Source organism: Hyphomicrobium sp. (assembly GCF_035548195.1).
Lineage (GTDB): Bacteria > Pseudomonadota > Alphaproteobacteria > Rhizobiales > Hyphomicrobiaceae > Hyphomicrobium_B.
On record NZ_DASZTY010000025.1, the window covers coordinates 367,736 to 390,025 of the forward strand.

The following is a 22,290-nucleotide window of genomic DNA, read 5'->3' on the forward strand; positions in this document are numbered from 1 at the left end:
ACCGGAAGCGCTAAAGGCGACAAACCCGGCTTAAGCCCATATAAGCGGACGCAATCCGAGCGTCCGACGAGACACCGATGACCGAGACGAGCACCCGCAAAATCACGCCTGAAATCGTTGCCGAACACGGCCTCAAACCGGACGAATATCAGCGGCTGCTCGAAATTCTCGGGCGCGAGCCGTCAATCTGCGAACTCGGTATCTTCTCGGTGATGTGGAGTGAGCACTGCTCCTACAAATCCTCGCGCATCTGGCTGAAGACGCTGCCGACATCCGGCGCAAAAGTGATCCAAGGCCCCGGGGAGAATGCTGGCGTCGTCGATCTCGGAGACGGCGACGCGGTCATCTTCAAGATGGAAAGCCACAACCACCCTTCGTATATCGAACCGTTTCAGGGCGCGGCGACCGGTGTCGGCGGCATCATGCGCGACGTGTTCACGATGGGCGCACGGCCTGTCGCAAATCTCAACGCCCTGCGCTTCGGCGCACCGGATCATCCGAAGACGCGCCACCTCGTTGGCGGCGTCGTGGCGGGCATCGCGCATTACGGCAATTGCACAGGCGTGCCGACGATCGGCGGCGAAACGAATTTCGACGCAGGCTACGACAACAACATTCTCGTCAACGCGATGTGCGTCGGCCTCGCGAAGACGGACAAGATTTTCTATTCGGCGGCGAAAGGCGTCGGCCTTCCCGTCGTCTACGTCGGCTCGAAAACGGGACGCGACGGCATCCACGGCGCGACAATGGCATCGGCGGAGTTCGACGAAAAGTCGGATGAGAAACGCCCGACCGTGCAAGTCGGCGATCCGTTCACCGAGAAACTCCTGATCGAAGCGTGCCTCGAATTGATGGCGACGGATTCAATCATCGCCATTCAGGATATGGGCGCGGCAGGCCTCACCTCATCGACGTCGGAGATGGCAGACAAGGGCGGCGTCGGCATCGAACTCGATCTCGATCTCGTACCCCAGCGTGAACCCGGCATGACAGCTTACGAGATGATGCTCTCGGAAAGCCAGGAACGCATGCTGATGATCCTGAAACCCGAGCGCGAGGATGATGCGAAGGCGATTTTCACGAAATGGGGTCTCGACTTCGCCGTGATCGGACACACGACCGATACGCAGCGGATGGTCATCAAGCACAAAGGCAACGTCGAAGCCGATCTCCCGGTGCCGGTGCTCGCGAACTCCGCACCGATGTACAAGCGGCCGTACATCGAGCCGAAAAAGCCCGCGAAAATCCTGCCCGAATGGGTGCCCGCTCCGAACTCGATCCTCGGCACGCTGAAAGACATGATGAGCAGTCATCATCTCTCGTCACGCCGCTGGATCTGGGAACAGTACGACCACATGGTGATGGGCGACACGGTCGGCCGTCCTGGCGGCGATGCTGGCGTCGTGCGTGTGCACGATACGCAGAAAGCCATCGCCGTCGCTTGCGATGTGACGCCCCGCTACGTCACCGCCGATCCCGAAGAAGGCACCAAGCAAGCCGTGGTTGAAACATGGCGCAACTTGACTGCGACGGGCGCCGATCCGCTTGCGATCACCGACAACATGAATTTCGCAAATCCGGAACGGCCCGAGATCATGGGACAATTCGTGGCGAGCGTACGCGGCATGGGCGAAGCATGCCGCGTGCTCAATTATCCTGTCGTTTCGGGCAACGTCTCGCTTTACAACGAAACCAACGGCATCGGCATTCCGCCGACTCCCGCGATCGGCGGCGTAGGGCTTATTCCCGACGCGTCGAAACTCGCCGACATCCGCTTGAAGACGGAAGGCAACGTGCTGATCGTCATCGGGCGTGAGGAAGGCCACCTCGGACAGTCGCTCTATCAGCAGCACGCGACCGGCAAATTTGAAGGCGCTCCGCCGCCGGTCGATCTTGAATCTGAGGTCAAAGCGGGTCGTCTAATCCGAACGCTGATCCGCGAAGGGCGTGTGCTCGCCGTCCACGATTGCGCCGACGGCGGTCTTCTCGTCGCGATCGCTGAAATGGCGCTCGCGGGCGGCAAGTATGGGCTTTCGCGCGAAGCTGCCGGAATGGGCGTCGAGCTTTATGCCTATGAGGGCAAGCTTCCGGCACACGCCGTTTGGTTCGGCGAGGATCAGGGCCGTTACATCGTCGAGGTGACACCGCAAAAAGCCGAAGAAGTTCTGGAGCGCGCGCGATTGCTCGAACTTCCTGCCCGCATTGTCGGCCGCGTCGGCGGCGACGCGATCGCGCTCAAGGGCGAAACGGCGCTTCCGCTGTCCGAGCTTCGCTCCGCGCACGAAGGATTTTTGCCGAAGCTGATGAGCGGAGAGCTCGGCGGATAAACTTAATATCCACGCTCGTCGTCGCGCCGTCGAAGGTGGGCACGTATGACAGCGCTCGAAAAAAGGATTTTTTAAAGCCTTGCGTTGATCACGGCCTTCGCCAGGACGATAAAGACGTAGTGAGAGTGCCTATCTAAGGGGCGCCGCTGAAAACGGAGAAACCGATATGCGCTATCCTCGCTTCCCGATCATGATGGCCATCGCCGCGCCCGTTGCCCTTTGTGGTGTAACTCTACCTCACCATTCCGCACGTGCAGAACAAGGATCACACATGACCACGACACCATCCGGGCTCCAGTATGAAGACACCGTCGTCGGTACCGGTGCTACGCCTGCGACCGGCCAGATCTGCGTCATGCACTACACGGGCTGGCTCTATCAGGACGGCAAAAAAGGCGCCAAGTTTGACTCGTCGCTCGACCGCGGACAGCCCTTCGAATTTCCGATCGGCACGGGACGCGTTATCAAGGGCTGGGACGAAGGTGTCGCGACGATGAAAGTCGGCGGCAAACGCACCCTTATCATTCCACCGCAGCTTGGCTATGGCGCACGCGGCGCAGGCAGCGTGATTCCGCCGAATGCCACGCTGATGTTCGACGTCGAATTGCTTGGCATAAAATAGCGCCGCTGAATTTCTATCGCGCCGTCACGGCGCTATACCGGTCAAACGCGCCCTCTATTGAGGGATGCGATCATTTACTTCGGCACACCGGCACTCTTTTGCGATGTAAGAAAACGTGTTGCGGCGTCGGAAAAGATGTCGTTTCGGTGCGAGCGGCAATACTCGAATAACTCTGGCATGAGTTCGTAGAGATCTTTGCCTTTGGTTACATCTCCATCTCCGCTCTTCGCACTTAGAATATTCGCCGCGGTCACAAACCCGCGCATCCATTCCTCTATCCCGCGGTAAGTAAAGTAATCGACCGCATCACCATTCCTGATGGGCGTGGCGCCTGAATCGTATCTCTGCATAGGCTCCAAGCGCAGAAAGTCCCGGCAATAGGCTCCGCCGGGCGGCAGGAAAATCATGGCGGGGCTATCCGGCTCAGGCTCTGCAAACGCCAGCCCGCACGGGACCGATGTCCAGAGCAGCGCTACGACAAACGCGAGAGCGGCACTTTTCATATCCGCTATATATGCGCTCCGGGCCGCAAATGTATATCGACGGGGCGAGAAATCGCCATGTAATCGCTCAATGCGTCTTAGCGTTCGAAACCGCAACCCGGCGGGGGAGAGGACGAGAAAGAGGTTTTTCGATGCGGATCACTCGGCTTGCAAAGATTGTCATGTGCGTTGCGCTGGGGATTTTTTGTTTGCTCGTTGCCGTCGACAACGTGATCGATCCGGCGACGAACTTCGCCTTCGTGCAACACGTGTTGAGCATGGACACGACTTTTCCTGACAACAGTTTAAAGTACCGCGCGATGACGAGTGCAACCGTCTGGCAGGCCGCCTATGGGGCCATCATCGTCGCCGAGGCATTGACGGGCATTCTCTTCGTTATCGGCGCGGCTGTGCTTTGGCGCCTACGCCACGCGGGGGCCGAGGCATTCAACGAGGCTAAAGGTTATGCGGTCGCGGCGAGTACGCTCGCGTTTCTGGTCTGGTTTTTTGGTTTCATGGTCGTCGGCGGCGAATGGTTCGAGATGTGGCAATCAAAAATTTGGAACGGCCAGGAAGCCGCATTCCGATTCTATATTTCGGTGCTTGCGGTGCTTGTGTTTGTCAATCAGCCGGACACATGACTTTTGGAAGTTCAAGCTCTGAAGATCGACCAGCCCATTTGCTTGGTCAGCATCTCAAGGGCGATGCGGCCAAGATGTGAATTGCCATTCGTGTCCAGGCCAGGGGACCAGACGGCGATCGATGCTTTGCCCGGCGCGATTGCCAGAATGCCGCCGCCTACGCCGCTCTTTCCCGGTAATCCGACCCGATAGGCGAATTCCCCAGAGCCATCATAATGTCCGCACGTCAACATCAGAGCATTGATGCGGCGGGCGCGCTCCGGTGTAACGACCGACATGCCTGTCAATGGATGTTTCCCGTCTCGCGCTAAAAACTGCGCGGCCATTGCGAGTTGACGGCACGACATGGAAATTGCGCAGTGATGGAAATAGACGCCCAATGTGAAATCGACTGGGTTATCGAGGACGCCAAATGACTTCATGTAGTTGGCAAGCGCCGCGTTGCGGAACCCGGTTCGATGCTCAGACGCGGCCACCGCCTGATCGATCGTGATCGACGAATCGTCAGCCAGGAATTGCATGAATCTCAATATTTCGCCTAATGCCTCACGCGGCTGGTGCCCCGATAGGATGAGGTCGGTGACCGCAAGCGCTCCCGCGTTGATGAACGGATTACGGGGAATCCCCTGCTCTCGTTCGAGCTGGACGATGGAGTTGAACGGGCTGCCTGACGGTTCGCGGCCGACGCGGCGCCAGAGCCGGTCGCCAAACTTCCCTAATGCCAAAGTCAGCGTGAAGACTTTAGAGATGCTCTGAATGGAAAAGGGTGTTTCACTGTCGCCGCCGACGGCGACATTTCCCGCAACATCGACAACGGCAATGCCAAATGCGCTCGTGTCAACGCGGGCAAGCTCCGGAATATAGCTTGCGACCTCGCCACGATCGGACCGCTGCTTCACGGCGTCCGTAATTTCCGCGACGACGTCGTCGAGTTTGAACATGGGACTTCTCATCACATTTTCCATGTCATACCTACCAGGCCCTTGGGTGTGACGCGCCGCAGGTTTCGGACGACGATCGGCCGAACACCTCGAGGGTCCCGCATCATTCGGGTTGAGCAGCGCGAGATCAAGTGGGCGATTGCCGAAGCCGTTTTTGGTGTCGCGGCCCGCGGTCTTTACACATCAACGACGAATGCCGCCCTGAAGACACAGAAAGACCGCCGGTGGGGGCATCCCGCCGACGGTCACATGGCAGGTGACTCCCGCTAGGGATGGCGGGCAGTGCATAGGTTGGTAAATGCTGTGAGTCGGGTCAATCCTGCGGCGATGTTGTCAACAGCGAATTGACCGGCAAAGGCTCCATTGTTTGGACGGTCAGATATCCATGCTGCCATCGTCATCGTCGGACCAGTCGCCGTCCTGCTCGTCTTGCATGTCGTCGAGGGCGGCATCGTCAGCCGCAAGATCTTTGCGCGCCTGGGCGGCATCGTCCTCGGCATCTTGTGCATCATCCTGCGCCCGATCAAGAGAGGCCTGATAATCCGACGCCGCCGCGGAACCTGGATTAGAGAGGTTGTTACCGCTTCCGAACAGACTACGGATGCTATCGGCCAGAAACATGCCGCCCGCCACGCCTGTCGCTGTTGACAGTGCGGATGACAAAAAGCCGCCTGACCTTGCCGGGGCTGGCCGGGTCCACGGACTATCATTCCTTGGCTGGTCCGATGACGGCTCATCCGAAAAGCGGCGTCCTGCAGGCGGAACGGACGAGCCCCCTAGGAAACTCGGCGACGTTCTAGGTTCGCCGGGTGGAGATTGTCGCATCTGTTGCTCAAGCTCACGGATCCGTGCGTCGGCGCGATCCAGCGCCTGCTGCTGCACCAGCACGCTTTGAGTCAGATAATAGGGCGCGTCGGGAAAGCGGCCGATAATATCGCGGATGAGTTGGAATGCGTCGGGGTCTTTTTCTGCGGTGCTCATACTTTTGAGACGAGTAAACAGATCCTCGATGAGGTGTTGCTCTTGCGGGTTCATTGCCTTGATCCTCGGCAGCGGTCGCCGCGCCAGCCTGCGCGGCCAAGCGCATATAGGTTCTCCGGTTCGGCGGAAATAGTGGTCGCGGGGATTACTTTTCGGTGATCCAAGAATTCCAAGACTGCGCGAACACCTCGGGTCGAAACGACGGAACGAACCCGCGGAACTTCTTGCCATTGCCGACGTTTGTGACGGTGGAACGGACTAAGCTCGTCATAAGCATAGCGCCCGTCGAACCGAAATCCGGTCGGTATTCCAACATTACATTGGGAAAATTGAACCTATGAAAGTCGGCGAATTTGCCAAACGCGCACGTGCGTCTCGTATGCAGAAGAAAGTGAAGTTTGAGGAAGCATTCCGGCGATTGCGCGAGGAACTCGCCGCATCCAGTCCCGCGCCATCACAACACGCGCCTGCGCCCGGCTTTTCCAGTAAGCGGCATCCTAGGCGCCCGATACTTTCTCTTTTTCCTCGGGGCTAGGATTCCGGCTCTTGTCGCCGCCGGACGGCTTCGCGTTATCAGATATTTCGCCAGCGCGATTTTTTGCCGACAGTTCTAGCGCTATCAGTATTTGCGCAAGTTCGGATTCCGAATGGTCGGATCGCGGTTTAACGGATCATAGTATTTTTTGATTGGCGCAGGATACATCGACTTGGTCGATGACGTTGTCGGCGCTGAAATGCCGGCGGCGCCCATCGCCGAACTGGGCGGTGTTCTGATGATCTGAGGGTTGCGCGGAGCCGTCGAATAACGCCGCATCTGTGCAGACGCCGGACAGGCAAAAACAAGAATGCCCAAAATGACTAAAATCGCACGTTTCATCATCCCCTCCGAATCGCAGAGACGCGACCGCACCGGCGCGAACTAATATCTGCACATGCCTCTCATCGAAGTACGACAAATTCAAGGGCGCGGGCACGTATCTACATGAAAGAGGCGGGGGTCGGCGCGTACCGTCACTTTTAGGCGTCACCTTCGAATGACGAACTACCTCCGCCTGATGCTCGATCGAGGAAATGCCGGAGGGTATCTGACGTTCGGGTTTGAGTAGTCCCGCAACCTACGCGGATAAGACGGGTTGGTGCTGGGAATGTCGTAACCCGGGGGCACCGATCCAGTACGCACGCTGGGCGGCGTTCGTACGATCGGCGGATTCGCCGCTGCGGGACCCGGAACCATGTTCGAATCGGCCAGCGCACATAGCGGCGAGGTCATCGCCACGGCGCCAACCGCAAGCACGGTGCCAATTTTTCGCATAACTCTGCTCCCCGTAACGTGGAGCTCTTTGAAAACCATGGCGGTTTATATGGGCACGCTGACGGCTGGCCTCAAGTTCCGGCAGAATAGGTCGGCGAAAACAACGGGATGGCGTCGCTCTCTCTTGCATGGCATGTGTGTTGTCTGAAAAAGATTTTCATTCACCAACTGACGGAGAAGCGGCGCCATGCCTACCATGTCTGACAACCGGCGAAGAAAGATTGTCGCGAAGCAACGCAAGCAAGAAAACGAAAAGAAGCGCAGCGCTAAGCTGGCGAAGAAAAAGCGCAATGCGAGCTGACTTGAACGCGACTGAATCGAGCGTAAGAAAGAGCCCTGGGTGCAACCAGGGCTCTCAATCTTAAACTCGAAAGCTCTTTATTGGGTCGAACCAGGGTCTTTGGCGGACGGGCCATTTTTTCCGCCTTCGGCGCCCTTCACGCCTGCTGCTTCGTCCGACGAAGATGTACCGCTCTTGCCCATTTCGCCCGAGCTGCTTCCGTTGCTGGAATCCGATTTCATGGACGGACCGTTCTTGTTTCCGGGCGCCCCTTTTATTCCAACTGAATTGTCAGCCGGCGTTCTTGCCTGCTTACCCGTGTTCACCCCTGGATCGGCGTTTGGGGCATCGGCAGCCATCGCCGGTGCCGCAGCAAACAGAGCAGCAAAAGCGGTTGCGGCAATCAATTTGTTCATAGCGTTTCCATCCTTATTATTTTCTGCCTACATTTGTAAAACGCTCCATCCAGGAGCCTGTTCCGCGTAAAATGCGCGTGAGATTGAAGGTTCGCTTTCGGATCAGGATTTATCGAGTCGCGTATGACGAAAATTCCGGAGCACGCGATAGACATACCATCCGGCGAGTATCGGCGATAAAAGAATGAGTAAGGTCACGTCGGACGCCAAGCCGACTATGCGCAGCAAAATGCGCACTGCAAGCGGTCTTCGAGGCGGAAAAAATTCGTGGCCGGTGAAGACCTGCTGGCTGTACACTTCGCGATCAGCAGGCGAAAAACGTTGATTTGAGGGGACGGCGCGCATCAACTTTTGCGCCTTTACGCGCGTCGCTTTCCACGGTTTGCGTTGCGAGCGGCGCTTGCGCAGCTCAGTGCGTTTTAAGCGCGGCTCACCCATTGTCTCCCTCGAGCTGCTACTCACTCGCGGGATAACGTGGACCGTGGGAGATGGGTTCCCGAACGGGCGCTACGGTAACGTCGCGCTTATTTGGAAAAGCGATGCATAATCGATCGTCCGGCATATTCAGCGACGTCGCCGAGAGCCTCTTCGATGCGAATAAGCTGATTGTATTTCGCAAGACGATCTGAGCGTGACATCGAGCCGGTCTTTATCTGGCCACAGTTCGTCGCAACGGCCAAGTCGGCGATCGTGGAGTCTTCGGTTTCGCCCGAGCGGTGCGACATCACTGCGGTGTAACCAGCGCGCTGCGCCATACTCACTGCGTCCAGCGTTTCCGATAGCGAACCGATTTGATTGACTTTAACGAGGATCGAATTCGCGATCCCTTTTTCTATGCCGTCGGCGAGACGCTTGGTGTTGGTGACGAAAATGTCGTCACCAACGAGCTGGCACCGCTTGCCGAGAACATCGGTCAAAATCTTCCATCCAGCCCAGTCGTCTTCCGACATTCCATCTTCTACGGAAATGATCGGGTAGCGGGCGACGAGATCTTCGAGATATTTCGCATTGCTCGCGCTATCGAGCGATTTGCCTTCACCCTTCAATTCATATTTGCCGTTCTTGAAATATTCGTTCGATGCGCAATCGATCGCCAGGGCAACATCGTGGCCGGGTTTATAGCCCGCCTTTTCAATTGCCTTCGTGATGAAAGACAGAGCTTCATCGGCGCTCTTGAGATTCGGCGCGAACCCGCCCTCGTCGCCAATCGATGTACTGTGACCGGCATCCTTCAGGTTTTTCTTCAACGTATGGAAGACCTCGGCCCCCATCCGGATGGCATCGGCGCACGTTTCCGCGCCAATCGGCACAATCATGAATTCCTGAATGTCGATCGGATTGTCGGCATGTGCGCCGCCGTTGATGATATTCATCATCGGCACGGGAAGAATATGCGCATTGACCCCGCCAATGTAGCGGTACAGAGGCAGATTGTTCGATTTCGCCGCAGCCTTCGCGATGGCAAGCGATACGCCGAGAATGGCGTTGGCGCCGAAACGGCTCTTGTTCTCCGTGCCATCCAGTTTGATCAGCGCGGCGTCGATGCCTCGCTGGTCTTCGGCGTCCATGCCCGCGAGCGCGTCGAAGATTTCGCCATTCACGGCGTCGACGGCTTTCAGCACGCCCCTGCCGAGATAGCGCCCTTTATCGTTATCGCGGAGTTCGATGGCTTCATGGGCGCCGGTCGAGGCACCCGAAGGAACCGCTGCCCGGCCCTCAACGCCGTCTTCGAGGACAACGTCGACCTCGACCGTCGGATTGCCACGGCTGTCCAGAATTTCGCGGCCGATGATATCGACGATACCGGTCATGAGTTTTCCTAAATCTTGTTGCTGCGCGTCGTGAATGAACGACTTTGAGAATTTTGCGTCCGGGTTGTAAACTCTATTCAGGCCGCAAGCAAAGTCCTGCCGGGCGATGCCGCCCTACCCGAACGGCTAGTTAACCGACCAAGGAACCAGATTCATGACAGAGGTAAAGACGTGGGCCGGCGGCTGTCATTGTGGCCGGGTTCGCTACGAGGTCGAATCGGATCTTCAAAGCCTTTTTAGCTGCAATTGTTCCATCTGCCAGAAGCGGGGGACAATATTGACATTCGTGCCGGACGCGAAGTTTCGTCTGTTGTCCGGACAGGAAAATCTGACCGATTACCAGTTCAACAAGAAGGTCATTCATCATCTGTTCTGCTCAACGTGTGGGGTCGCCTCGTTCGCGAGGGGCGAGAAACCCAATGCAGGGCCGATGGTCGCGGTCAACGTTCGGTGTCTCGACGGGATCGACGCGGCCGAATTGAAGCCGCAAATGATCGACGGCAGAAGCCTCTGAGCCGTGTCGAACTCATCAGCTCTCGTGCTGTTCTCCGGTGGTCAGGATTCGACCGTTTGTTTGGCATGGGCTCTCGATCGCTACCAGCGCGTCGAAACCGTCGGCTTCACCTACGGCCAGCGCCATGCCGTCGAAGTGGCACAGCGTCCGGTTATTCGATCGAAGCTGGCAGTACTCGGCGATTGGAGGGCAAAGCTCGGCGCCGATACGGTTCTCGATCTCCCTGCGCTCCAAAGCATCAGCGATACCGCATTAACGCGCGAGACCGAGATCGCATTTTCGTCGACGGGCCTACCAACGACGTTCGTACCGGGACGCAATCTCCTTTTTCTCACCTATGCGGCCGCGCTCGCCTATCGGCGGGGCATTGGAACGCTTGTCGGCGGGATGTGCGAGACGGATTTTTCCGGCTACCCCGATTGCCGCAACGCCACCATTCAAGCTCTGGCGCAAGCGCTATCGCTCGGACTCGATAAGCCGATGACAATCGAAACGCCGCTGATGTTCGTCGACAAGGCCGAGACGTGGGACATGGCATCCAAGCTTGGTGGCGAAGCTCTGGTCGACACGGTTGTCGAGGATACGCATACTTGCTACCTCGGCGATCGTTCACATCGCCATGACTGGGGCTATGGATGCGGCTCCTGTCCGGCGTGCGCGCTTCGTGCCAAAGGATGGACAGAATGGCGGGCAAAGACGCGTTGAAAAAGGCGGTCGACCTTGCGCTCGCGGACGGGTGGGACGAAGCGCACGCCATTGCCCAGAGTGACGAGGCCGATCCGCTTTTTTGCTGGCTGCACGCGTGCCTGCACAAGATCGCGGGCGATAGCGGAAACAGCCGATACTGGTATCGCAGAGCAGGCCGTCAGTTTGAGGACTTTTCGGACAGCAAGAGTGAACTCGAAGCCATCCGCGCAGCAGCAGGCTAGCTCGCGGCCGAATCCAATGGAAAGATCAGGCATGTCGTTGTCGCGTGCGCAAGAAGCTTGCCGTTCGCGTCGGTTAAGCGGCCTTCCGCGGTCGCGCCACGACGGCCACGGCTTAAAAGCGTCCCTTCGGCACGTACGACACCAGTGTCTTTCGTTAACGGACGAAGCAGTGAAATCTTGAATTCCATCGTTGTGAAGCCTGTGCCCTTCGGCAACGTCGAAAACACCGCACAGGCCATGCACGTGTCGAGAAGCGTCGCCGTGTATCCCGCGTGGACGCTCCTGATAACGTTGTAGTGCTCCAGACCGGGTTTCGAGACGACGACGGCCCGGCCCTCTTCCACCTCCGTCAGGGAAAAACCGAGCGTTTTGGCGATGGGCAGGGTCGGCAGGTCGCCGCGCAAGATCTTTCGCAGGACCTCAAGGCCGCTCATCGAAGTCATCGTTGCGAGATCGATCAGGCCGTCGTCCATTGCATCGCGTCTCTCTGTCATGCCGCCTGCGCCCCTCCTTAACTTGACTTGCTGAGGCCGCACCGTACCTATCGGCGCATGTATTCGGTCAAGGAAATTTTCTATACGCTACAAGGCGAAGGCGCGAACACGGGCCGGGCCGCCGTGTTCTGCCGCTTTGCGGGCTGCAATCTATGGACGGGGCGCGAAGCTGACCGCGCGAAAGCCGTTTGCCAATTCTGCGATACCGATTTCGTCGGAACCGACGGCGAAGGTGGCGGACGTTTCCAAACGGCGGAGTCTTTAGCACGCGCCTGCCGCGCTTTGTGTCCAGACTCCTGCAGCAATGTCCTTGTCGTTCTGACGGGCGGCGAGCCGATGCTGCAGGTTGACCAAGATCTGATCGATGCGCTGCATGTGCACGGATTTACTGTCGCGATCGAGACCAATGGGACGCTGCCGGTGCTCGATACGATCGACTGGATCTGCGTGTCTCCGAAAGCGGGTGTCGAACTCAAGCAGACCCGCGGCCACGAGCTAAAACTCGTCTTCCCGCAGCCGGGTATCGACCCAGAGCGCTTTCTCGGTCTTGCATTCGAACACAGGTTTCTGCAGCCCATGGACGGTCCAGGGCGCGAGGCCAACACGCGCTCGGCCATCGCCTATTGCAAGGCGAACCCGGCTTGGCGCCTGTCGCTTCAGACGCATAAAATGCTGGGTATACCTTAACGGCGGCGCACGCCGCGCCAGCTTGCCGCGAAGTCTGGCAGCCCGCCGGGGTGGCGCAGATGCCCAAAATCCCGTATTCAGCGCGCATGCGAATTTACAAAGAATTCAAGTTCGAAGCTGCCCACTTCCTGCCGTCGGCCGCGCCGGGAACGCCGAATGCGCGCGTACACGGACACTCATTCCGCGCTCGTATCGTTATCGAAGGAGAGCCCGGCGAGAGCACGGGCTACATCTTCCATTTCGAGGAACTGGCGTCCGCGCTTCGCGAAACTGAAGACGCGCTCGATCACCGCATGTTGAACGATATCGAAGGCCTTAAGGCACCGACGCTCGAACGCATCGCAATGTGGATCTGGAACCGATTGGCGAACCGGGTCCCCGGCCTTTGTCAGGTCGAAGTTCATCGCGACAGCTGCAATGAGGGGTGCATTTATCGCGGACCATCGGCCGAGGGCCGGCTTGCGGCGGAGTGATAGGCAATGTCGCGCAAGACGCCCGACGTGAAGCAACTCGGCCACCAAGTTTCGATCCCGCGAAGTCCGGATGATGCAGAACTCGAACGCGTCGCCAACCCGCATAACGATACGTACTATGCGGCGCGTTTTACGGCGCCGGAGTTTACGTCGCTCTGTCCCGTCACGGGGCAGCCCGATTTCGCGCATCTCGTGATCGACTATGTTCCGGCGAAATGGCTGCTCGAAAGCAAGTCGCTAAAACTTTATCTGGCGGCATTCCGCAATCACGGTGCTTTTCACGAAGATTGCACGGTCGCCATCGGCAAGCGCATCGCAGAGCTTATCAAGCCGCACTACCTGAGAATTGGCGGCTACTGGTATCCGCGCGGCGGCATTCCAATCGATGTTTTCTGGCAGACGGGTACGTTGCCAAAAGATGTCTGGCTGCCGGACCAAGCGGTCGCCACATACAAAGGACGGGGCTGAAAGCCCCGTCCCGCATCCGTCAGCCGATAATCGGAGATTCGTTATCTCCAATAGTGGTGACGGCGCCAATAGCGGTGATGCCGCCAATAAGGCCGGGCCCAATAATGCCGCCGGTGATAATAACCCCATGGGCGATAATAGCCATGACGCCGCCAGTAGCGATGACGCCAATAGCGGCGGCGGTAGTAGGTCTTTTCGACGATAGAATTTCCGCTTTTCGCGGCAGTCTGAATTGCGGTGGCATTGCCGCCAATCGTTGCAGCTTCCGCGCTGGTGACGGCAAAGCCGAGTCCTAACGCAAAGGCCGCCGCCAGAAGAAGATTACGCATGTGTATCTCCTAAGCCTGTAGAGGGGGGTGTTGTGTCATTAAAAACGCAGGCAGTGGCAGGACCGCCTGAGTTGCTTACGCACTGTCACATGCATACGCGACCAACCGCGCCGCGATGTGAGTCAGGTGACGCACCTGAATGCAGGTATAAACGCATCAGCGTTCGTCATCCGTCGGGCTTAGATAATATCCCTGTGCATGCCATCTTTGTGACGTTCGGATAAACGCGAACTGAATAACGCACCGGACGTCGACGGGTTGCGCGCGCGATATTGATACGAAGAAAGTGAGCGTTTCAACGATCGTCCGGCAGCGGTATAAATTCGCTCGCATCGCCCGGGACGATATCGAACTTGCCTTGACGCCATTCGTTCTTGGCCATTTCGATGCGTTCTTTCGAACTGCTCACGAAATTCCACCAGATAAAGCGCGGGCCATCCATCGGTTCGCCGCCGAGGAGCATCAATCGTGCGTTCGTCTCTGCCAAGATGGAAATGCGATCGCCGGCCTTGAAAACGAGAAGCTGCCCGCTCTCGAATGTTTGCCCGGCGATATCGATGCTGCCCGACGCGATGTAAACGCCGCGCTCGTCATAATCGGGATCGAGCGGCAGAACCGCGCCGGGTGCGAGCACCGCTTCGGCATAGAAGCAGTCGTATGGAAACGATGCGGGCGATGTCGCGCCATAAAGCGAACCCATGATCAGCCGCACGCGTTTCCCTTCCCCATCAAAGCGCGGCAAATCGGAAACCCCGAAATGTGCGAAAACCGGTTCGCTTTCCTCGTGCGCTTTGGGCAACGCCATCCACGATTGAATGCCGAATACGTTCTGCCCGCTGGCGCGTAGATCGGGCGCGGTACGCTCCGAGTGGACAATGCCTTTTCCAGCTGTCATGAGATTGACCTCGCCCGGCTTGATAGAGAGCGCAGAGCCGAGGCTATCGCGGTGCATGATCTGGCCATCGAAGAGATAGGTCACGGTCGCGAGGCCGATATGCGGATGCGGCCGCACGTCGATTCCATGTCCAGAAAGAAACTGCGCTGGGCCCATCTGGTCAAAGAAAATGAACGGGCCGACCATCTGGCGCCGCGCGGACGGCAAGGCGCGGCGCACTTCGAAGCCGCCGAGATCGCGCGCACGAGGGATAATGACGTCCTCAACGGCATCGCAAGACTTTGCATCGCCGGGAACAGGGTCATTGTCGGTCAACCAGCTCATTGCAAAACTCCGCATCGCCAATGTTGCATAAATGGAGGCGTCTGCTCGCGTGCGCAACCCGTAGCAGCCGCAAGCCCGCCAGACGGCCAAGCTTCGAGGATTTAAGCAACGATTGCGAAAGTGCTTCTCAACTTTTCGGCGCTCTTTTAGATTTTTCGCTGTTTGGAGGGATTACAATGCGAGTTCCAGAGGTCCGCTTGGCCGCTGTTTTTCTGACGATGGCTTTCGTATCTCCCACTCTTGCGGAAAATTGTCAGAATGCCCGAACCACCGTTGAAATAAACGAGTGTACGGGCCGGATCTATAAAGCCGCCGATCAAAGGCTCAACCGCGCGTTTCAACGTGCTATCGCTCGTGCGCGAGACAGCGATAGCAATGTGCTGGGTGTCGATTACAGTTACGAAGAAGCGCTTCGCAAAGCGCAGCGTGCATGGATCGCGTTCCGCGATGCCGATTGCAAGCAACCCCCTCCGCCGCTTTCTGGCAGCATCGCCACGATGGAAGAGCTGGATTGCCTGACGCAGAAAACTCTTCAGAGGACGAAGGAGCTTGAGCGACAAGGGGGCGACTGAGCTATATCCCTCCGTGCACAGCCCGCAACTATCGCAAAATCTGCCTGTGGCTCGCCAGAATGATCAAGGACACGCACGTCGGTGGGTGTTCGTTCGCCGTCACGCGTTCGCGGGGTATCCGCGCATCAAACGCCACGCCTCGGCTGTGCCACCGAACGGTCGCTTTGAGCTCCTAATGAGTTTTGTTGGCGCCGACTCGAAACCGTTCTCATCCCCCGGAAACGTTCGAGGTCGCACACACTTTCGGCGGTCCGGTCCATGGGTTGCCGATCCAAGGAGATTCGACATCATGATGCCCCCACTTGCGAAAACGGTACGTCTTCTTGCTGGCTGCGGCGCCCTACTTGCCGCGCCAATTCTCGCAGCCGTGCCCTCAGAAGCGTCGCCCAAAATCGCCCTCGGCACCTTGAGCTGCAATGGGCGCGGCAACATCGGACTGATCCTCGGATCGAAGGAGGTCATGCACTGCATCTTCACGACCATCGGCGGTATGCACTATCCTTACATGGCGACGATCACAAAAGTCGGTGTCGATGTCGGCTACAAGAGCAGCAGCACGCTTCTTTGGACAGTCCTCGGACCGACGATCGACCGACCGGACGATGCGCTGGCCGGAACCTACGGCGGGCTTACGGCCGGCTTGTCTCTCGGCATCGGCGGCAATGCAAATGCACTCGTAGGCGGCTTCGGCAAGTCGATCTTTCTGCAACCGCTGAGCGTCGAAGGGCAGAAGGGGCTCAATCTTTCGGCAGGCGTCGCAGGGCTGACACTCGAACCGAGCTGACGCCATCATCTCAAACTCGGGGAAGCAATGCGATGGCGGGTGAGCGAAACACCAATCTTGCGAGCAAGCTGATTACGCAAATTTTGCTGTGGTTCGCGGTGACCGCCATGCTCCTTTTCGTGCCTGCGGGAACGCTACGCTGGCCGTCCGCCTGGATCTATCTCGCATTATGGCTTCTGACCGGGACGTGGAGCGGTCTCGTTCTAGTAAGGCAGAACCCGGACATTTTGCGCGAGCGCATGCGGCCGCTTAGGCAGCAGGCACAAAAGAGCTGGGACCGGCCGGTATTGATGGCCATCCTGGTCGGCTGGGTGGCGCTGCACGTCGTCGCCGGGCTCGATTTTCGAACTGGCCTGTCGTTTGTTCCGCGCTGGCTAACTGTCGTCGGCGCTGTCGCATTCGTTTTCGCAACGTATATTTTTCACGTCGTGATGCGCGAAAATTCGTACGCATCTCCGCTTGTCAAAATTGATGCTGAGCGCGGGCATAAAGTTATTTCAACCGGCCCCTACGCATGGGTTCGTCATCCAATGTATGGCGCGGCCATTCCGTATTTTATCGGCGTGCCTCTGCTGCTCGGGTCTTGGTATGCGCTGGCCATCGGCTTCCTGCTGATCGGCATCTTGGCACTGCGCGCAGTGTGGGAAGAACAGACGCTCATGACCGAGCTTCCTGGCTACACCGATTACGCCCAGCGCGTGCGGTATAGGCTGGTGCCCTGGGTGTGGTAGTCCGTCAGAGCGTAACGATTTATCCGTGCGATTACCGCAAATCCGGCGGCACGGCTTCGTTGGCGAGAGATTTTAGCGCTTCGTCCAAGCCCATCACCGTCTGCTCCTGCGAGCCTAATCGACGAATGGAGACTTTCCGTTCTTCCGCCTCGCGCTTGCCGACGACGAGCAGCACCGGAACCTTCGCCAGCGAGTGTTCGCGGACTTTGTAGTTGATCTTCTCATTGCGAAGATCGGTTTCGACGCGCAGCCCTAGCGCCTTAGCTTTCTCCGCGACCTCGTTGGCGTAGTCGTTCGCATCCGACACGATCGGCGCGACGATGATCTGCAGCGGTGCGAGCCACAGCGGAAAATGCCCGGCGTAGTTCTCGATCAGAATGCCGGTGAAGCGTTCGAGCGAGCCGAAGATGGCGCGGTGGATCATCACCGGCGTCTTCTTCTCCGAATGCTCGTCGATGTAGAACGCGCCGAGACGGCCCGCGAGGTTGAAGTCCACCTGTGTCGTGCCGCATTGCCAGTCGCGGCCGATCGCATCGCGCAACACGTATTCCAGCTTCGGGCCGTAGAACGCGCCCTCGCCTTCCTGCACCTCGGTCTTGATCTTGCCGTTCGACTGCCGCTTCACCTCGTCGAGAACGTCGCTCAGCGCTTTTTCCGCCTTGTCCCAAAGCTCATCCGCACCGACGCGCTTCTCCGGACGCAGCGACAGCTTGATGACAATGTCCTCGAAGCCGAAGTCCTTGTAGCAGGCGAGCAGCAGATCGTTGATCTCGAGGCATTCCTCCATGATCTGATTTTCGGTGAGGAAGATGTGCGCGTCGTCCTGCGTGAAGTGGCGCACGCGCAGCATGCCGTGCAGCGCGCCCGATGGCTCGTAGCGATGCACCTTACCGAACTCGGCGATGCGCACCGGCAGATCGCGGTAGCTCTTCAGCCCGTGCTTGTAGATCTGAATGTGGCCGGGGCAGTTCATCGGCTTGCAGCAGAACACACGCTCATCCGGCAGGACGGTCGTGAACATGTTCTCACCGTAGTTTTCCCAATGGCCCGACAGCTCCCAGAAATGCTTCTCCATCATGTCGGGAGAATTCACTTCCTCGTATCCGGCGCGTTCCTGCTGGCGGCGCATGTACGCGATCAAGGTCTGGAACAAGGTCCAGCCCTTCGGATGCCAGAAGACGGACCCCGGCGCTTCCTCCTGGAAATGGAAGAGATCCATCTCGCGGCCGAGCTTGCGATGGTCGCGTTTCTCGGCTTCCTCAAGCTGATGCAGGTAGGCTTTCAGCTCGTCTTCGGTCGCGAAGGCGGTGCCGTAGATGCGCTGGAGCTGCGGGTTGTTGCTGTCGCCGCGCCAGTAGGCGCCCGCGAACTTCATCAGCTTGAACGCCTTACCGATCTGTCCGGTCGAGGTCATATGCGGACCGCGGCACAGGTCGAGCCAATCGCCCTGCTTGTAGATCTTGAGGTCTTCGCCGGCTGGAATGGCATCGACCAGCTCGATCTTGAAGTTCTCGCCCTTGTCGCGGAAGAACTGCTTCGCCTTCTCGCGCGACCAGAATTCCTTCGTGAACGGCGCATTCTTGGCGATGATCTCGCCCATCTTCTTTTCGATCTTCGGAATATCTTCCGGTTCGAACGGCTGCTGCTTGGCGAAGTCGTAGAAAAAGCCATTCTCGATCACCGGTCCGATGGTCACCTGGGTGCCGGGCCACAGTGACTGCACGGCTTCCGCCATGACGTGCGCGGCATCGTGCCGGATCAGCTCCAGCGCTGCCGGATCGGTGCGCGAGACGAAGTTGATCGAGGCGTCTTTGGTAATCGGATCGGCAAGATCGGACAGCACGCCGTCGAGTTGCATGGCGACGGTGCGCTTGGCGAGCGACGGCGAAATGGATTTCGCAATTTCGAGGCCCGTGGTTCCCGATTTGATCTGGCGCTGTTTGCCATCGGGGAACGTAATGGTGACGTCTGTCATTCTCGGACCTCCTTTGCTCACTCGCCGCCAACGGGCGCGGCGTAAGACGATGTCGATCGCCTAATGGGGGTCCGCGCCGTCCAAGTCAAGACGTCTTAATGAGCCGTAAAGCAGCCGTGGCGCCGCAAGGAGACAGCGGCACGCGCCGGTCCCTGCAAATTCTATCTATTCGGAAAGCCAATCGTTACGGTTGCCGTGTAGTCTTTTCCGTCTCAACCGGGGATCAATTTCGTGGCAGCACCCAGACTTCTCATCCGCAAACGTATGGTCCAGGCTCAGGGAAAGGTGCGCCCTACCTGTTTCGTGCAAGCTTGTGTCAATCCCGATATCCGGGCGGCGCTTGAAACGCATTTTGCGACCGAGACGCTTTTCCGCCGCGCCGCCTATTCTCAAGTCTGGCCTGAAGGCACGATTAAAATTCCAGCGCCGCTGGCGCCTGCCATGGCGGCTTTTCTCAAGAACGACGCCTGTCCAGAAATCACCGTCAAGACGATGCTCGCCGGGCAGTCGCATCAAGGTGCTAACGCCTGGGAAATGATGAGCTTCGAGCTGATTGCAAAGGTCGCATTCGACAATCTTGTCGAACTGATCTCGACTGTGCGGCAACTCGATCGAGAGATCTGCTACGCCGGCTCAGGGGCAAATGTGGAGCTGGCGGAATTCGAAGCAGACGCCACGGCTGACATGCCGACGGCGGGACGGACGCCGGCAGCTGCCTGAGCGGCCTAGCGCCAGCGGCCATAGCGCCATGGTTGCAGCGGATGGCGTTCGGATCGAATGTCCGGAACCGGATCGACGCCGTGGGTTCCGCCGGGCCCGCAGCGCAGGAACCGTGAAAGCGTTAACCAGAACCCGCGCCATGCGCCGTTCAGCTCAATAGCCTGCAGCGCGTAATCGGAGCACGTCGGCCAATGGCGGCACTGGCTACCGACCAGGGGCTTGAAAGTATAACGATAAACGTGGACCGGCGCCTTCAGCACTTTTTTCGCCATCCGGCTCAGTGGGTGGGCCGTACGAGCCGATCTTGGAAAAAGTGCTTTGATGATCACCGATCCGGTGCTCTCGATGAATACCGTTATGGCGTCGTCGGCGGATTAGCCGGTACCGGTGCCGGCGCCGTCTGTGAGGACGAATTCGCCGGTGCCGACTGCGGCGTTTGCTGCTGCGATTGCAACTTTTCAACGCTCGCTTTTGCTGCCGCGAGATCTTTTTGCGCAGTCGCGAGTTCAGCTTTCAAGCTATCGACCTGCTTCGTGAGTTGAGCTACGGCCGCCTCGGCATCTGCTCGACCCTTCTCGGCGTCGGCCTTCCCTTTCTCCGCTGCCACCCTGCCGTTATTGGCGTCCGTTGCCGCCTTTTCCAATTCGGCCTTGGCTTTGTTGGCGGCCTCCAGCGCACCTTTGGTTTTCGCGACCAGGTCCTCGGCTGCGGCCAGTTTGCCCTTCAGATCCTGCACCTGCTTATCAAGGCTCTGAGACTTTGTTTCAAGCTCGGAGACCTTGGCCATGGCTGTCGAGACGTCCGACTTTCCTTCCTCGACCTGACGCAATGCATCCGCCTGCGCCGACTTCAACCTCGCAATTTCGTCCTGCGATGACTTGCGGGCTTCGGCGGCATCATCGACCTGTTTGCGTAGCGACTCTGCTTCACCCTTGAGTGCTGCCAGTTGGCTCTCGGCTGAAGTCTTACCTTGAAGCGCGTAGATCGAAAGAATGGCGAGAACTGCGATCAGACCCCATTTAATGGCACCAATTGGCGAATGGGCATCGCTAGCTTGTTTGCTGCTGTCTCTATCCGCCGCCATCCATAGACTCCCATCGTATTCCTAAGCCGAATGCCCGAAGCTGCCGGCGATTCCGGACATGATTGGGGCGCATTCTGCCTCTGACTGATACTCGGAGGCGCCGCAGCTTTCCACTCCGAGTTTTCCTGGACAGGCGTACGAGAGATGATGTCGCGGCGGCCATGCGATCTGGGACACGGCGTAACTGACCCGGGCCTCTCGCCGCCGTCAGAGCGGAGCAAGGGTAACAGAGTGTCGGCATGCCGAGCAGGCCGAGTGGCGTGTAATTCTGATGTAAAGGTTATTGGCCCGCCATGGCGGCGGCTCGCTTGGCTTCGATCTCGTCGAGAGCACTTTCAACGGCATCGAACACAAGAAGTGTCGAGGCCTGCCGCGCCTTGTAATTGCGTACCGGCTCAAGCGCGGACAGATCACTCCAACGGCCGGTCGGCGGTGGCCCGTTATCCTTTAACATCGCCCGCATCTGCCGACCGACGGCCCGGAGTTCCTCCGGTGTCGATCCGACGATCTCGCGAGCCATAACCGACGCAGATGACTGACCCAGCAGGCAGGCCTTGACAGACTGACCATAGTCGCTGACGCGTCCATCGCGGACGGCAAGATCGATCGTGACCGTCGAACCACAAAGCTTGGAATGGGCTGTCGCCCGAGCATCCGGATTAGTCAGGCGCTCGGTACGCGAGATTGCACCCGCCATCTCAAGAATTCGCGTGTTATAGATCTCGTCGAGTTCGACCATGTCCGTCCGATTGCCCTTGATCCGCCCCTCGTCGAACCACCCCTCGCATCGTATATAGGGCCTCTGATATAGGGCGTGTCGATCCAGAATGCGAGACTCGGCAACCCTTCACAAGGCCACCGCAACCCATGAAAACGCTTTCATTGTCGCCCCAGGTCGAAACCTTGGAGCCCCGCCGCCCTTCCCGCGCGGAAGCGGAGGAGGCCGTGCGCACCCTGCTCGCCTGGAGCGGCGACAATCCGGCGCGGCCCGGACTTGAAAAAACCCCAGCGCGCGTCGCGGATGCCTTTGGCGAATACTTCTCCGGCTACGGAGCGGACGCTCTCCAGGAGCTGGCTTCGGCAATCGAAGAGGCCGCCGGGTACGCGGACATGGTGCTGCTGAAGGACATCGTCTTCGAAAGCCATTGCGAGCATCACATCGCGCCCTTTTTCGGGGTGGCACACGTTGCCTATGTGCCGTCGACGCGCATCGTCGGCTTGTCGAAGCTCGCCCGCGTCGTCGACATCTTCGCGCGTCGGTTGCAAACGCAAGAACGTCTGACCAGCGAGATTGCCGCGGCAATCGAAGAAGGACTTAACGCAAAGGGCGTCGCGGTCATGATGAGTGCGCGACATCATTGCATGGCCGCACGGAGCGTACGGCAGGCGAACGTAGCAACCGTTACGTTTCGTTTTCTCGGCGCCTTCGAAGAGGATACGGCCCTGCGCGATCGCTTCATGGCGGCCGTTAAGGCATAGACCGGCTTTATAGTTGTAT

Annotated in this window: 28 protein-coding genes; 14 read left to right on the plus strand and 14 right to left on the minus strand. The window is 58.4% G+C overall.

What is annotated here, in order from left to right:
- Positions 1-77 precede the first annotated feature (77 nt).
- Positions 78-2,327: a phosphoribosylformylglycinamidine synthase subunit PurL gene (gene purL / locus VHB22_RS11340; protein WP_325457071.1), complete on the plus strand. Its 2,250-nt coding sequence runs from the start codon at positions 78-80 to the stop codon at positions 2,325-2,327.
- A gap of 166 nt (positions 2,328-2,493) precedes the next feature.
- A complete protein-coding gene (locus VHB22_RS11345; RefSeq protein ID WP_325457072.1) occupies positions 2,494-2,949 on the plus strand; it encodes an FKBP-type peptidyl-prolyl cis-trans isomerase in 456 nt (151 codons plus the stop codon).
- A 74-nt stretch (positions 2,950-3,023) separates the two neighbouring features.
- Here the strand turns inward: VHB22_RS11345 and VHB22_RS11350 are convergent, their stop codons facing one another.
- A complete protein-coding gene (locus VHB22_RS11350; RefSeq protein ID WP_325457073.1) occupies positions 3,024-3,356 on the minus strand; it encodes a hypothetical protein in 333 nt (110 codons plus the stop codon).
- A 227-nt stretch (positions 3,357-3,583) separates the two neighbouring features.
- Here VHB22_RS11350 and VHB22_RS11355 point away from each other — a divergent pair, with 227 nt between their 5' ends.
- Complete coding sequence (locus VHB22_RS11355) at positions 3,584-4,072, plus strand: DUF2165 domain-containing protein (protein ID WP_325457074.1); 489 nt, start codon at positions 3,584-3,586, stop codon at positions 4,070-4,072.
- 11 nt (positions 4,073-4,083) lie between these two features.
- Here VHB22_RS11355 and VHB22_RS11360 read toward each other — a convergent pair whose 3' ends face one another.
- The 6 genes from VHB22_RS11360 to eno form a co-directional block, all read right to left on the minus strand.
- Positions 4,084-5,013, minus strand: a complete 930-nt coding sequence (locus VHB22_RS11360) for a glutaminase (protein WP_414652737.1) — start codon at positions 5,011-5,013, stop codon at positions 4,084-4,086.
- A 375-nt stretch (positions 5,014-5,388) separates the two neighbouring features.
- On the minus strand, positions 5,389-6,048 hold the full coding sequence (locus VHB22_RS11365; RefSeq protein ID WP_325457076.1) for a DUF2076 domain-containing protein: 660 nt from the start codon (positions 6,046-6,048) through the stop codon (positions 5,389-5,391).
- 565 nt (positions 6,049-6,613) lie between these two features.
- On the minus strand, positions 6,614-6,871 hold the full coding sequence (locus tag VHB22_RS11370; protein WP_325457077.1) for a hypothetical protein: 258 nt from the start codon (positions 6,869-6,871) through the stop codon (positions 6,614-6,616).
- A gap of 813 nt (positions 6,872-7,684) precedes the next feature.
- Entirely contained in the window at positions 7,685-8,002 is a 318-nt protein-coding gene (locus VHB22_RS11375) for a hypothetical protein (RefSeq protein ID WP_325457078.1), read from the minus strand.
- Between the two features lie 102 nt (positions 8,003-8,104).
- Positions 8,105-8,440: a hypothetical protein gene (locus VHB22_RS11380; RefSeq protein ID WP_325457079.1), complete on the minus strand. Its 336-nt coding sequence runs from the start codon at positions 8,438-8,440 to the stop codon at positions 8,105-8,107.
- A gap of 86 nt (positions 8,441-8,526) precedes the next feature.
- On the minus strand, positions 8,527-9,813 hold the full coding sequence (gene eno / locus VHB22_RS11385) for a phosphopyruvate hydratase (protein ID WP_325457080.1): 1,287 nt from the start codon (positions 9,811-9,813) through the stop codon (positions 8,527-8,529).
- Positions 9,814-9,967: 154 nt separating this feature from the next.
- On the opposite strand from eno, the gene VHB22_RS11390 reads away from it, so the two are divergent.
- The 3 genes from VHB22_RS11390 to VHB22_RS11400 are packed head-to-tail and all read left to right on the plus strand — an operon-like array spanning position 9,968 to position 11,256.
- Positions 9,968-10,327, plus strand: coding sequence for a GFA family protein (locus VHB22_RS11390; protein WP_325457081.1), 360 nt, complete (start codon positions 9,968-9,970; stop codon positions 10,325-10,327).
- Between the two features lie 3 nt (positions 10,328-10,330).
- Positions 10,331-11,032 carry a 7-cyano-7-deazaguanine synthase QueC gene (queC, locus tag VHB22_RS11395; protein ID WP_325457082.1) on the plus strand — a complete coding sequence of 234 codons (702 nt, stop codon included), beginning with the start codon at positions 10,331-10,333 and terminating at the stop codon, positions 11,030-11,032.
- Complete coding sequence (locus VHB22_RS11400; RefSeq protein ID WP_325457083.1) at positions 11,011-11,256, plus strand: hypothetical protein; 246 nt, start codon at positions 11,011-11,013, stop codon at positions 11,254-11,256. The genes queC and VHB22_RS11400 overlap by 22 nt, the downstream gene beginning before the upstream one ends.
- On the opposite strand, the gene VHB22_RS11405 is transcribed toward VHB22_RS11400, so the two are convergent.
- Complete coding sequence (locus VHB22_RS11405) at positions 11,253-11,750, minus strand: PaaI family thioesterase (RefSeq protein ID WP_325457084.1); 498 nt, start codon at positions 11,748-11,750, stop codon at positions 11,253-11,255. The two genes, VHB22_RS11400 and VHB22_RS11405, sit on opposite strands and share 4 nt — an antisense overlap.
- Before the next feature lie 57 nt (positions 11,751-11,807).
- Here VHB22_RS11405 and queE point away from each other — a divergent pair, with 57 nt between their 5' ends.
- The 3 genes from queE to queF are packed head-to-tail and all read left to right on the plus strand — an operon-like array spanning position 11,808 to position 13,378.
- Positions 11,808-12,437, plus strand: coding sequence for a 7-carboxy-7-deazaguanine synthase (gene queE / locus VHB22_RS11410; protein ID WP_325457085.1), 630 nt, complete (start codon positions 11,808-11,810; stop codon positions 12,435-12,437).
- Between the two features lie 59 nt (positions 12,438-12,496).
- Positions 12,497-12,910: a 6-carboxytetrahydropterin synthase gene (locus tag VHB22_RS11415; RefSeq protein ID WP_325457086.1), complete on the plus strand. Its 414-nt coding sequence runs from the start codon at positions 12,497-12,499 to the stop codon at positions 12,908-12,910.
- Positions 12,911-12,916: 6 nt separating this feature from the next.
- Positions 12,917-13,378 (plus strand): preQ(1) synthase, encoded by a 462-nt coding sequence (gene queF, locus VHB22_RS11420; protein ID WP_325457087.1) that lies wholly within the window; start codon positions 12,917-12,919, stop codon positions 13,376-13,378.
- Between the two features lie 41 nt (positions 13,379-13,419).
- On the opposite strand, the gene VHB22_RS11425 is transcribed toward queF, so the two are convergent.
- Both VHB22_RS11425 and VHB22_RS11430 read right to left on the minus strand, forming a co-directional pair.
- Positions 13,420-13,707 (minus strand): hypothetical protein, encoded by a 288-nt coding sequence (locus tag VHB22_RS11425; RefSeq protein WP_325457088.1) that lies wholly within the window; start codon positions 13,705-13,707, stop codon positions 13,420-13,422.
- Between the two features lie 295 nt (positions 13,708-14,002).
- On the minus strand, positions 14,003-14,926 hold the full coding sequence (locus VHB22_RS11430; RefSeq protein WP_325457089.1) for a pirin family protein: 924 nt from the start codon (positions 14,924-14,926) through the stop codon (positions 14,003-14,005).
- Between the two features lie 176 nt (positions 14,927-15,102).
- Between VHB22_RS11430 and VHB22_RS11435 the strand changes: the two genes are divergently transcribed.
- From VHB22_RS11435 to VHB22_RS11445, 3 genes are all read left to right on the plus strand, one after another.
- Positions 15,103-15,498: a lysozyme inhibitor LprI family protein gene (locus tag VHB22_RS11435; RefSeq protein ID WP_325457090.1), complete on the plus strand. Its 396-nt coding sequence runs from the start codon at positions 15,103-15,105 to the stop codon at positions 15,496-15,498.
- A gap of 289 nt (positions 15,499-15,787) precedes the next feature.
- Positions 15,788-16,282 (plus strand): DUF992 domain-containing protein, encoded by a 495-nt coding sequence (locus VHB22_RS11440; protein ID WP_325457091.1) that lies wholly within the window; start codon positions 15,788-15,790, stop codon positions 16,280-16,282.
- A gap of 32 nt (positions 16,283-16,314) precedes the next feature.
- Positions 16,315-17,013: an isoprenylcysteine carboxylmethyltransferase family protein gene (locus VHB22_RS11445; RefSeq protein WP_325457092.1), complete on the plus strand. Its 699-nt coding sequence runs from the start codon at positions 16,315-16,317 to the stop codon at positions 17,011-17,013.
- Between the two features lie 31 nt (positions 17,014-17,044).
- On the opposite strand, the gene thrS is transcribed toward VHB22_RS11445, so the two are convergent.
- Positions 17,045-18,988, minus strand: coding sequence for a threonine--tRNA ligase (gene thrS, locus VHB22_RS11450; protein ID WP_325457093.1), 1,944 nt, complete (start codon positions 18,986-18,988; stop codon positions 17,045-17,047).
- Positions 18,989-19,219: 231 nt separating this feature from the next.
- Here thrS and VHB22_RS11455 point away from each other — a divergent pair, with 231 nt between their 5' ends.
- Positions 19,220-19,708 (plus strand): hypothetical protein, encoded by a 489-nt coding sequence (locus VHB22_RS11455; protein WP_325457094.1) that lies wholly within the window; start codon positions 19,220-19,222, stop codon positions 19,706-19,708.
- A 5-nt stretch (positions 19,709-19,713) separates the two neighbouring features.
- On the opposite strand, the gene yidD is transcribed toward VHB22_RS11455, so the two are convergent.
- The 3 genes from yidD to VHB22_RS11470 form a co-directional block, all read right to left on the minus strand.
- Positions 19,714-20,037 (minus strand): membrane protein insertion efficiency factor YidD, encoded by a 324-nt coding sequence (gene yidD / locus VHB22_RS11460; RefSeq protein ID WP_414652734.1) that lies wholly within the window; start codon positions 20,035-20,037, stop codon positions 19,714-19,716.
- Between the two features lie 26 nt (positions 20,038-20,063).
- The gene (locus tag VHB22_RS11465; RefSeq protein ID WP_325457095.1) at positions 20,064-20,792 is read right to left on the minus strand and encodes a hypothetical protein; all 729 of its coding nucleotides are present in this window, start codon (positions 20,790-20,792) and stop codon (positions 20,064-20,066) included.
- Between the two features lie 280 nt (positions 20,793-21,072).
- A complete protein-coding gene (locus tag VHB22_RS11470; protein ID WP_325457096.1) occupies positions 21,073-21,531 on the minus strand; it encodes an iron-sulfur cluster assembly scaffold protein in 459 nt (152 codons plus the stop codon).
- Between the two features lie 128 nt (positions 21,532-21,659).
- Here VHB22_RS11470 and folE point away from each other — a divergent pair, with 128 nt between their 5' ends.
- Positions 21,660-22,271, plus strand: coding sequence for a GTP cyclohydrolase I FolE (gene folE, locus VHB22_RS11475; RefSeq protein WP_325457097.1), 612 nt, complete (start codon positions 21,660-21,662; stop codon positions 22,269-22,271).
- The last annotated feature ends 19 nt before the right edge of the window (positions 22,272-22,290 follow it).